We start from the raw sequence: 12,286 nt of genomic DNA on the forward strand, positions 1-12,286 counted from the left end.
TAAGGTTAGTGTATATGAAACGTTCTCTCGACTCAAGAGTCGATTATAGTTTGCTATTGCCAGTATTTTTTCTACTGGTTATTGGCGTGGTGGCTATCTATATAGCTGTTAGTCATGATTATCCAAACAATATTCTGCCCATTTTAGGGCAGCAGGTCGCCTGGATTGCCTTGGGGCTTGTGATTGGTTTTGTGGTCATGCTCTTTAATACAGAATTTCTTTGGAAAGTAACCCCCTTTCTGTATATTTTAGGCTTGGGACTCATGGTCTTGCCAATTGTCTTTTATAATCCAAGCCTAGTTGCATCAACGGGTGCCAAAAACTGGGTATCGGTAAATGGTGTTACCTTGTTCCAGCCGTCAGAATTTATGAAGATATCCTATATCCTCATGTTGGCTCGTGTCATTGTCCAGTTTACCAAAAAACATAAGGAATGGAGACGCACGGTTCCGCTGGACTTTTTGTTAATTTTTTGGATGATTCTCTTTACTATTCCAGTCCTAGTTCTTTTAGCACTTCAAAGTGACTTAGGGACGGCTTTGGTTTTTGTAGCCATTTTCTCAGGAATCGTTTTATTATCAGGGGTTTCTTGGAAAATTATTATCCCAGTATTTGTGACTGCTGTAACAGGAGTTGCTGGTTTCTTAGCCATCTTTATTAGCAAGGACGGACGAGCTTTTCTTCACCAGATTGGAATGCCGACCTACCAAATCAATCGGATTTTGGCTTGGCTCAATCCCTTTGAGTTTGCCCAAACAACGACTTACCAGCAGGCTCAAGGGCAGATTGCCATTGGGAGCGGTGGTTTATTTGGCCAAGGTTTTAATACTTCAAATCTGCTTATTCCAGTTCGTGAGTCAGATATGATTTTCACGGTCATTGCAGAAGATTTTGGCTTTATTGGCTCTGTCCTGGTTATTGTCCTTTACCTCATGTTGATTTACCGTATGTTGAAGATTACTCTCAAATCAAATAACCAGTTCTACACCTATATTTCCACTGGTTTGATTATGATGTTGCTCTTCCACATTTTTGAAAATATCGGTGCTGTAACGGGCTTGCTTCCTTTGACCGGGATTCCACTGCCTTTCATTTCGCAAGGGGGATCGGCTATTATCAGTAATCTGATTGGTGTTGGTTTGCTTTTATCGATGAGTTACCAGACAAATCTAGCTGAAGAAAAGAGCGGAAAAGTCCCATTCAAGCGGAAAAAGCTTGTATTAAAACAAATCAAATAAGGAGAAAATCATGGTAAAAGTAGCAGTTATGTTAGCTCAGGGCTTTGAAGAAATTGAAGCTTTGACAGTTGTAGATGTCTTGCGTCGTTCAAATATTACTTGTGATATGGTTGGTTTTGAAAAGCAAGTAACGGGTTCGCATGCAATCCAAGTAAGAGCAAATCATGTCTTTGATGGAGATTTATCAGACTATGACATGATTGTTCTTCCTGGCGGTATGCCTGGTTCTGCACATTTGCGCGATAATCAGGCCTTGATTCAAGAGTTGCAAAGATTCGAGCAAGAAGGGAAGAAACTAGCAGCCATTTGTGCGGCACCAATTGCCCTCAATCAAGCAGGGGTATTGAAAAACAAGCAGTACACTTGTTATGATGGTGTTCAAGAGCAAATCCTTGATGGTCACTACGTCAAGGAAACAGTAGTGGTAGATGGTCACTTGACAACCAGTCGAGGTCCCTCGACAGCCCTTGCCTTTGCCTACGAGTTGGTAGAGCAACTAGGAGGAGACGCAGAGACTTTACGAACAGGAATGCTCTATCGAGATGTCTTTGGTAAAAATCAGTAAAACGGGAGTTATTCTCTCGTTTTTTATGTGGAAAAATCAGGGAAATCATCGCTTTTTTCATAAAAAAATGCTATAATGAAGGGTATGAAATATCACGATTATATCTGGGATTTAGGTGGAACTTTACTGGATAATTATGAAATTTCAACAGCTGCATTTGTTGAAACATTGGCACTGTATGGCATTATACAAGACCATGACAGTGTCTATCAAGCTTTAAAGGTTTCTACTGATTTGGCGATTGAGACATTCGCTCCCAATTTAGAGAATTTTTTAGAAAAGTACAAGGAAAATGAAGCCAGAGAGCTTGAACACCCGATTTTATTTGAAGGAGTTTTTGACCTATTGGAAGACATTTCAAATCAAGGTGGCCGTCATTTTTTGGTCTCTCATCGAAATAATCAGGTTTTGGAAATTTTAGAAAAAACCTCTATAGCAGCTTATTTTACAGAAGTGGTGACTTCTAGCTCAGGCTTTAAGAGAAAGCCAAATCCCGAGTCCGTGCTTTATTTAAGAAAAAAGTATCAGATTAGCTCAGGTCTTGTCATTGGTGATCGACCGATTGATATCGAAGCAGGTCAAGCTGCAGGACTTGATACCCACTTGTTTACCAGTATCGTGAATTTAAGACAAGTATTAGACATGTAAGAAAAAGGAATAAGATGACAGAAGAAATCAAAAATCTGCAGGCACAGGATTATGATGCCAGTCAAATTCAAGTTTTAGAGGGCTTAGAGGCTGTTCGTATGCGTCCAGGGATGTACATTGGATCAACCTCAAAAGAAGGTCTTCACCATCTAGTCTGGGAAATTGTTGATAACTCAATTGACGAGGCCTTGGCAGGATTTGCCAGCCATATTCAAGTTTTTATTGAGCCAGATGATTCGATTACTGTTGTGGATAATGGGCGTGGTATTCCAGTCGATATTCAGGAAAAAACAGGTCGACCTGCCGTTGAGACTGTCTTTACTGTCCTTCACGCTGGAGGAAAATTTGGCGGTGGCGGATACAAGGTTTCAGGTGGTCTTCACGGCGTGGGGTCGTCAGTTGTTAATGCCCTTTCAACTCAATTAGACGTTCATGTTCACAAAAATGGTAAGATTCATTACCAAGAATACCGTCGTGGTCATGTTGTCGCAGATCTTGAAATAGTTGGAGATACGGATAAAACAGGAACAACTGTTCACTTCACACCGGACCCAAAAATCTTCACTGAAACAACAATCTTTGATTTTGATAAATTAAATAAACGGATTCAAGAGTTGGCCTTTCTAAATCGCGGTCTTCAAATTTCAATTACAGATAAGCGTGAAGGTTTGGAACAAACCAAGCATTATCATTATGAAGGTGGGATTGCTAGTTACGTTGAATATATCAACGAGAACAAGGATGTAATCTTTGATACACCAATCTATACAGACGGTGAGATGGATGATATCACAGTTGAGGTAGCCATGCAGTACACAACTGGTTACCATGAAAATGTCATGAGTTTCGCCAATAATATTCATACCCATGAAGGTGGAACGCATGAACAAGGTTTCCGTACAGCCTTGACACGTGTTATCAACGATTATGCTCGTAAGAATAAGTTACTGAAAGACAATGAAGATAATTTAACTGGGGAAGATGTCCGCGAAGGATTAACTGCAGTTATCTCAGTTAAACACCCAAATCCACAGTTTGAAGGACAAACCAAGACCAAATTGGGAAATAGCGAAGTGGTCAAGATTACCAATCGCCTCTTCAGTGAAGCCTTCTCCGATTTCCTCATGGAAAATCCACAGATTGCCAAGCGTATCGTGGAAAAAGGGATTTTGGCTGCCAAGGCTCGTGTGGCTGCCAAGCGTGCGCGTGAAGTCACTCGTAAAAAATCTGGTTTGGAAATTTCCAACCTTCCAGGGAAACTAGCAGACTGTTCTTCTAACAATCCTGCTGAAACAGAACTCTTCATCGTCGAAGGAGACTCAGCTGGTGGATCAGCCAAATCTGGTCGTAACCGTGAGTTTCAGGCTATCCTTCCAATTCGCGGTAAGATTTTGAACGTTGAAAAAGCAAGTATGGATAAGATTCTAGCTAACGAAGAAATTCGTAGTCTTTTCACAGCCATGGGAACAGGATTTGGCGCAGAATTTGATGTTTCGAAAGCCCGTTACCAAAAACTCGTTTTGATGACCGATGCCGATGTCGATGGAGCCCATATTCGTACCCTTCTTTTAACCTTGATTTATCGTTATATGAAACCAATCCTAGAAGCTGGTTATGTTTATATTGCCCAACCACCAATCTATGGTGTCAAGGTTGGAAGCGAGATTAAAGAATATATCCAGCCGGGTGCAGATCAAGAAATCAAACTCCAAGAAGCTTTAGCCCGTTATAGTGAAGGTCGTACCAAACCGACTATTCAGCGTTATAAGGGGCTAGGTGAAATGGACGATCATCAGCTGTGGGAAACAACCATGGATCCCGAACATCGCTTGATGGCTAGAGTTTCTGTAGATGATGCTGCAGAAGCAGATAAAATCTTTGATATGTTGATGGGGGATCGAGTAGAGCCTCGTCGTGAGTTTATCGAAGAAAATGCTGTCTATAGTACACTTGATGTCTAAAAAATAGGGAGAAGTAGTTCCCTTGGTCTAAAAAATATGATATAATCGTTACGATTGTTTCAAGTAAAAAAGGAGTTTGATATGTCTAATGGACAACTAATTTATTTAATGGTTGCAATTGCAGTCATTTTAGTTCTGGCTTATGTAGTGGCAATCTTTCTACGTAAGCGAAACGAGGGGAGATTAGAGGCGCTAGAAGAAAGAAAAGAAGAACTATACAATCTTCCAGTAAATGATGAAGTAGAAGCTGTAAAAAATATGCACTTGATTGGACAAAGTCAAGTGGCTTTCCGTGAATGGAATCAAAAATGGGTCGATTTATCTCTCAACTCTTTTGCCGATATTGAAAATAATCTCTTTGAAGCAGAAGGCTATAACCATTCATTTCGTTTTCTCAAGGCCAGTCATCAAATTGACCAAATTGAGAGTCAAATTACTTTGATTGAAGAAGATATTGCTGAAATTCGCAATGCTTTGGCAGACTTAGAGAAGCAAGAATCTAAAAATAGTGGTCGTGTTCTTCATGCTTTGGATTTATTTGAGGAACTTCAGCATAGAGTTGCTGAAAATTCAGAACAGTATGGTCAAGCCTTGGATGAAATTGAAAAACAATTAGAAAATATCCAATCTGAATTTTCACAATTTGTAACCTTGAATTCATCGGGTGACCCTGTGGAAGCCGCAGTGATTTTGGATAATACAGAAAATCACATTTTGGCCTTAAGTCATATTGTGGATCGTGTTCCAGCCTTGGTTACGACGCTTTCTACAGAATTGCCAGATCAATTACAGGATTTGGAAGCCGGTTATCGTAAACTAATTGATGCTAATTATCATTTTGTTGAAACGGATATTGAAGCACGTTTCCACTTGCTTTATGAAGCATTCAAGAAAAACCAAGAGAATATTCGCCAGTTGGAATTGGATAATGCCGAATATGAGAATGGACAGGCACAAGAGGAAATCAATGCTTTGTATGATATTTTTACTCGAGAAATTGCTGCTCAGAAAGTAGTGGAGAATCTACTTGCAACTCTTCCAACTTACCTTCAACATATGAAAGAGAATAATACTTTATTGGGAGAAGATATTGCACGTTTGAACAAGACCTATTTACTTCCTGAGACAGCTGCAAGCCATGTTCGTCGTATTCAGACAGAATTAGAGAGTTTTGAGGCAGCTATTGTTGAGGTAACTTCAAATCAAGAAGAACCAACCCAAGCTTATTCAGTTCTTGAAGAAAATCTTGAGGATTTACAAACTCAACTAAAAGATATTGAAGATGAGCAAATTTCAGTTAGTGAGCGCCTGACACAAATTGAGAAAGATGATATCAATGCACGTCAAAAGTCCAATGTTTATGTCAATCGTCTCCATACTATCAAGCGATACATGGAAAAACGCAATCTGCCAGGTATTCCACAAACTTTCTTGAAATTATTCTTTACGGCAAGCAATAATACCGAGGATTTAATGGTTGAGTTAGAACAGAAAATGATTAACATTGAATCTGTTACCCGAGTTCTTGAAATTGCAACGAATGATATGGAAGCTTTAGAAATGGAAACTTATAATATTGTACAATATGCAACCTTAACAGAGCAACTCTTGCAATATTCTAACCGCTATCGCTCATTTGATGAACGCATTCAAGAAGCATTTAACGAAGCTTTAGATATTTTTGAAAAAGAATTTGATTATCACGCTTCATTTGACAAGATTTCTCAAGCATTGGAAGTGGCAGAGCCTGGTGTAACCAATCGCTTTGTTACCTCATATGAGAAAACACGTGAAACGATTCGTTTTTAAAAAGCTTAGTTCATTCTAAGCTTTTTTCTTTACTCAAAAGCCATGAGTTTACTTATTTATCATTGAAATTAATGCTTGGTTTTGATATTATTTAAATATGAAGAAAGATAGAACAAAGCGTGGTAGTCACGCTAAAATGGGACGGAGTAAAAGAGTCCAGTGGACTCTTTTAGCCTAATCTAAATTTTAAAAAGCGAGGGTGGTTGTTTTCTCAAAGTTTTGAAGGAGCTAAAGCAAGAGCTATTATTATGAGCTTGTTGGAAACAGCTAAACGTCATCAATTACATAGCGAGAAATATCTATCCTATCTTCTAGAATGTCTTCCAAACGAGGAAACTCTCGTAAACAAAGAGGTTTTAGAGGCTTATTTACCATGGACTAAAGTTGTACAAGAAAGGTGAAAATAAGAAATCTCCAGATTAGGAACTATCGCTAAGTTCACTAATCTGGAGATTTTTCAATAGACTTCGTTATTGTACGGTTACGTTTGTCACAGTTCCTGAAATGCTTAATTCACGATTATAGTAAAATGAAATAAGAATAGGACAAATCGATCAGGACAGTCAAATCGATTTCTAACAATGTTTTAGAAGTAGAGGTGTACTATTCTAGTTTCAATCTACTATAAAAGCACATGAACTATTCTATGACCGTGATTAGTAAGGTTTTTGCTTAATGAGTAATTGAATGGAAAGTAATTATTTAATAAAGAAATTTAGTCTTGTATTAATCGAGATTAAATTTCTTTATGTTTAAATTACATGAGAAGAGTGATTAATATTACAATTTTGTTACAAAATAAGTTTTTGATAGAATTTTCAGATAATTTAGGATATAATACTTTTAATTTAAATAAAAAGGAGTGATTTTATGGGAGACTGCAAAGATTTTTGTCATAAAAAGTACCAAATAGCAACGATTTTTCTGCTATCGGTCTTTGCATGCAGATTTGCTTTAGTACAGGTTAGTGCTGCTGAGGGGAAATTTGAAACATCCAATCAAGTTACACATGCAGTAATAATTAATAAATTAGATGATTCAAATAAGCTCGCACCGTCAGTCACGGCTGACAAGAATGCTCTAGATTCTTCTTCAAAGGAAAAAACAGAAGCGACAGCGTCAGTAAAACAAGATGATTCTATAGAATATAGAGATAATAAGTCAGACAAGAATGTAATCACACAGAAAGAAAAGACTGCTATAAAAAGTGAAGAGAAGAAGGAAGAATCAGCAGTAGAAAGAAGTTCTTCTTCCGAAAGTTCACAATCACAGTCGTTATCTCAAAGTGGACATAAAGAAAAGCCAAATAGTATCTCCAGTAATGAAATGATTACTGTCCCTAAAACATGGGAAGCAGGACACAAAGGGCAAGGAACTGTAGTCGCTGTTATAGATTCAGGCCTTGATTTGAATCATGAAGTTCTGCGTATTTCTGATCCGTCAAAGGCGAAATTTAAAAATCAGGATGATATCGAAAAAGCTAAAAAAGCTGCCGGTATTGACTATGGAAAATGGTACAGTGACAAGGTAGTATATGCTTATGATTACTTTGATGGAACTGATAATATAAAAGAGGCTGAAAAAGAGTCTCATGGAATGCACGTTACTGGTATTGTAGCTGGAAATCCAATTAATAAAGCCCCGAATTCTGAGAAGGTTTATGGGGTGGCGCCAGAAGCTCAAATTATGTTTATGAGAGTTTTTTCAGATAGAGATAAAACTACAGCCTCTGCCCTCTATGTAAAAGCCGTTGATGACGCAGTTGCGTTAGGTGCGGATGTGATCAATATGAGTTTGGGTGCAGGTGCGGGTTCAACTGTAGATGCGGGTTCAGATATTATTGAAGCAGTAAAAAGAGCACGCACTAAAGGAGTATCTGTTGTTATTGCTGCTGGTAATAGCAATACTTTCGGTAGAGGTTTTTCACAACCATTAGCAGAAAATCCTGATTATGGTCTCGTCGGAAATCCCTCTACAGTAGAAGATTCAATTTCTGTTGCTTCGATTAATAATAAAATTCTAACTACTGAAGTCTTTGAAGTAAAAGGTTTAGAAAATGACGCTACCCTTGATTATGGTAAGTTTGATTTTAATAGACCTGAAACAGAAAAAGATTTTGAAAAAGGGAAAGAATACGAATATGTAGCAACGGGTATTGGTCGTGAAGAAGATTTTGCTAATATTGATGTAAGAGGTAAGTTAGCACTGATTCAACGTGGTAAAATCCATTTCTCTGATAAGATTAAAAATGCTCTTCAACACGGTGCAGCTGGAGTTTTAATTTATAACAACGTTGAAGGTGCAAATGTTAGTATGTCTGTTACAGGTGATGCTAAGAAAATCCCATCTGTCTTTATTTCAAAATATTATGGTGAAATTCTTAAGTCTGGTCAGTATAAAATTGTCTTTAATCACAAGATGGATAATCGTAAATCAGATGTTGCAGACCAATTGTCAGATTTTTCAAGTTGGGGAGTTACAACAGATGGACAATTGAAACCAGATGTTACTGCACCTGGTGGAAATATCTATTCATCATTTAACGACAATAGTTATGGAAGTATAAGTGGAACAAGTATGGCGGCCCCTCATGTAGCTGGTGTCGCAGCATTAGTCAAAGAATATTTAGCAAAGAAACATCCTGAATTATCAGCTAGTCAAATTTCAGAGATTGTAAAAGCTTTAATTATGTCTACTGCAAAACCACATTTTAATAAACAAACTGGAGCCTATACTTCTCCACGTCACCAAGGTGCTGGCGTAGTTGACACGATGGCGGCAACAAGCACAGATCTATTTGTAACAGGTGCAAATAATTATCCAAGTGTTACTCTTGGTAATGTTGGTGATAAATTTACCTTTGAAGTTACAATTCATAATATTTCGGATAAAGACCGAACATTGAAGATGATTGTAAATACAAATACGGACGAAGTTGAAGAAGGAAAATTCACTCTCCGTCCACGAAAACTAACTGAAACAGTTTGGCCCGAAGTAACTGTGAAAGCTCATAGTACGAAGACAGTAACAGTTAGTGTAGATACAAGTAAGTTTACTGAAGAACTTAGCAAAATAATGCCAAATGGTTATTTTCTAGAAGGATTTGTTAGATTTGTCAATCCTGCAGATGATGGTTCTGTTATTGGTTTACCATTTATGGGATTTAAGGGAGAATTCCAAAATCTACCTGCAATTGAAAAACCAATTTATCAATTGATTAAGGAAGGAAACAGTGGATTTTACTCTGAAATTGATAAAGATAATCCAGGAATTTCACCTTCAGACGATGTAACTTATTTAACAAGTTCTGAAAATGATGTAAATGTTTTAAAAGCAGAGCGTCAAGGAAATCGAGTGACTGTACTCGGAGTGAAACAAGATGATGAAGGAAAATACCATCTTCAATTAGATGAAAAGGGTAATGTTCGCCTTGCTATCTCGCCGAACGATGATGGTAATAAAGATTCTGTTCAATTTAAAACTCTTGTCTATAGAAACTTGGTAAATCTTCGTGCAACTGTTTATGATTCTTCGGATACAACACACAGTCAGCCTATTTGGCAAAGTCGTCCAACAGACCTTGTGAAAAATTATTTTGATGGCGATACTAGAAATCCAAGAAGTTACATTGTAGATAAAACAGCTTGGGGAGGACAGGATTCTAATGGAAATCGAGTCTCTGATGGAATTTATGACTATGTTATTAGTTATAAGCCAGATGTCCCTGGAGCTGAAGAACAATACACAATATTTAAAATTCAAATCGATACACAAAAACCTCTGATTACTTCGGGATATATTCGTTCTCAAAAAAATCAAGAACAATTTATAGCTCGTAAACCTCAGGATGTCGGAAATGGCGGAATTCTTCTAGAAAAAGTCTTTTATATTCGTCCTTCTGAAAATAGAGAGGCGGCAGATTCAGAAATCGAACAGTATCAGATTATCAAACAAAATGAAGATGGTAGTTATACACTTCCTAAGAACATTGATAAATCGAAAATCTTCTATTATGTGGAAGACTTTGCGGGAAATGTAGATTTTATATCTCTCAAAGATCTTGTAGGTGAAGAAAATAGTGGTCGTGTAAAAATTGCTATACTAAACAATAAAACCAATGATGAGATTGATACAACTTATGTTTATCGCATTAAAAATAGCGAAGGTCAATATGTAACCGTTGATAAGTCAAAAGATATTAATTTCTTGAAATTTGGGCATTATGTTGCAGAAATTTTTAGCTATGATCGTACAGAGTTGAAATTTGTGAGTGCTCTATCTAAGGAATTTGATTTAACGAAAGAAAATAGTTTTCAAACTATTACCTTCTTGGCTAACAAAATGAAATATGCCCCAGTAACAGTTGGCTTTAATCAAGCTGTTCCTGGAACTACAATGATTACTTTAGTAGGTGAAGACGGTCAGAGTCAAGTCTTGCCAGCTGAAACATATGGTAAACATTCTTATGGTAAGAAAGTGGTTACTGGTGAATATAAAGTTCTTGTAAATCTGTCAAACGGTTATGAATTACTTGATAATCTTCAACCATTTAAAGTTCTGTTTGGTAAAAATAATGTTTTGTCACTTTCAGTTGTTTCTAAGTTAGCTCTGATTGCAGCTTTAAATAAACAAATGGAAGTAGTTAAAACTCCAAGATATTATAATACAAAACAGAATTTAAAAGAGATGTTTGAGCAAAGTGTCAAAGATGCGCAACTAGCATTAGGAAGTAAACTTAACCAAGATAAAATTGACCAAATTGTTAAGGCTTTAGAGTCTGCTATGCAAACATTGGATGGTAAGGAATCTGATATCACATCATTGAAGAATGCCATTAAAGCATATGCTGAGACAGTTAAAAAAGGTAAATATATAAATTCTGATCAAGAACGCAAAGGTCAATATGATCGTGAATTTAAACTCTTGGCATTATTAATTACAAAAGATTTGATAACTCAAGATGAAATTGACCGTCTGTTGACCACTTTCTTGCAAGCTCAAGACCAGCTGAATGGGAAAGAAACAGATTTTATGAGCCTAAAGAATGTTATCGAGGATGAAGTGAAGTTCCAAGAAAAAGATCCAAGATTTTTGACAGCTAGCAAAGAGGAGAAAGATGCATATCATCTTATTTTCAACAAAGCTAAGCTACTTTTGGAAAATGCAGAAGCTAGTCAAGAAGAAATTAATGAAGTAATCAAAGCTCTAAAAGAAACGGTTGTAAAACTTAAGGCTAATAAAGTAGAGATCCCAACCAAACCAGTTGTACCAGTTAAGCCGGTTGATCCAACTAAAGCAGTTGCACCAGTTAATCCAGTTATTCCAGCTAAACCAGTTGTAACGATCAAGCCAGTTTCTCAAGTGCAACCTGTTAAATTAGTAAGTCAAAATAGACAAGTCTCAACTATTAAGCCTTCAATTAGCAATGATAAAATTGAGAAAGCTACATCAATTACAATACATCATTCCAATATAGAAGCTAAGCATGAGAATAAAACACTAGCTGGAAGTGATCAACAAGTGCTTTTAGCTACAGTCATCAAAGAAGGAAAACAGTTACCAGCCACTGGTGAGAATAACATGATTTCTATTATGCTAAGTATTTCTGGAATTTCTCTCTTGTTGTCAGTTATTGGACTTGTAACTTTTTCAAAAAGTGAGTAGAGAATACAAGCTAAATTCCCAAAGTAAGTTCCACCGCTAGTAGAATTGGAAGTTAGTCTGAGAAAAATCATAAAAACCAGTGGAATTCCGTGTCAGGGTAAGTTCCACTGGTTTTACTCATGCTTGATTTCTATAGTAGTATCGTGAGCAAAAGGATTCAAATTATAGTATAGTTGCTTAGTTTCAAACAAGCATGTTATAATAAAGCTATGGCATATAGTACAGATTTTAAACAGCGAGCATTAGATTCCATCAAAGAGGGGCACAGCCATGTCGAGGCAGCCAAGGTTTTTGATGTTGGCGTCAGAACTCTCTTCATGTGGGAAAAGAACTTACGTGAACAAGGACACTTAGAGAGGAAAAAGCGAGTCGTCAAAAACCGAAAGATTCCTTTAGAGGAA

General features: G+C 37.1%; 7 protein-coding genes and 1 pseudogene. All 8 read left to right on the forward strand.

The annotated features are described in order from the left end of the window. The first annotated feature begins 14 nt into the window (after positions 1-14). The gene (locus HT693_RS09705) at positions 15-1,238 is read left to right on the forward strand and encodes an FtsW/RodA/SpoVE family cell cycle protein (protein ID WP_050208451.1); all 1,224 of its coding nucleotides are present in this window, start codon (positions 15-17) and stop codon (positions 1,236-1,238) included. A gap of 10 nt (positions 1,239-1,248) precedes the next feature. Further along, the gene (locus HT693_RS09710; protein ID WP_023938224.1) at positions 1,249-1,803 is read left to right on the forward strand and encodes a DJ-1 family glyoxalase III; all 555 of its coding nucleotides are present in this window, start codon (positions 1,249-1,251) and stop codon (positions 1,801-1,803) included. Between the two features lie 84 nt (positions 1,804-1,887). Next, on the forward strand, positions 1,888-2,451 hold the full coding sequence (locus HT693_RS09715; protein ID WP_031222428.1) for an HAD family hydrolase: 564 nt from the start codon (positions 1,888-1,890) through the stop codon (positions 2,449-2,451). 14 nt (positions 2,452-2,465) lie between these two features. Next, positions 2,466-4,412 (forward strand): DNA topoisomerase (ATP-hydrolyzing) subunit B, encoded by a 1,947-nt coding sequence (gene gyrB / locus HT693_RS09720; RefSeq protein WP_050208456.1) that lies wholly within the window; start codon positions 2,466-2,468, stop codon positions 4,410-4,412. Positions 4,413-4,493: 81 nt separating this feature from the next. Then, positions 4,494-6,221: a septation ring formation regulator EzrA gene (gene ezrA / locus HT693_RS09725; protein ID WP_000064834.1), complete on the forward strand. Its 1,728-nt coding sequence runs from the start codon at positions 4,494-4,496 to the stop codon at positions 6,219-6,221. A gap of 191 nt (positions 6,222-6,412) precedes the next feature. Then, a pseudogene (locus tag HT693_RS09730) lies at positions 6,413-6,622 on the forward strand (transposase domain-containing protein); the annotation flags it as partial. A gap of 469 nt (positions 6,623-7,091) precedes the next feature. Further along, positions 7,092-11,885, forward strand: coding sequence for a S8 family serine peptidase (locus HT693_RS09735; RefSeq protein ID WP_000502031.1), 4,794 nt, complete (start codon positions 7,092-7,094; stop codon positions 11,883-11,885). Positions 11,886-12,094: 209 nt separating this feature from the next. Beyond that, positions 12,095-12,286: IS630 transposase-related protein (locus tag HT693_RS09740; RefSeq protein ID WP_172925140.1), on the forward strand; the 192-nt coding region annotated here is incomplete at its 3' end.

Source organism: Streptococcus sp. 2154 (assembly GCF_013277255.1).
Lineage (GTDB): Bacteria > Bacillota > Bacilli > Lactobacillales > Streptococcaceae > Streptococcus > Streptococcus pseudopneumoniae.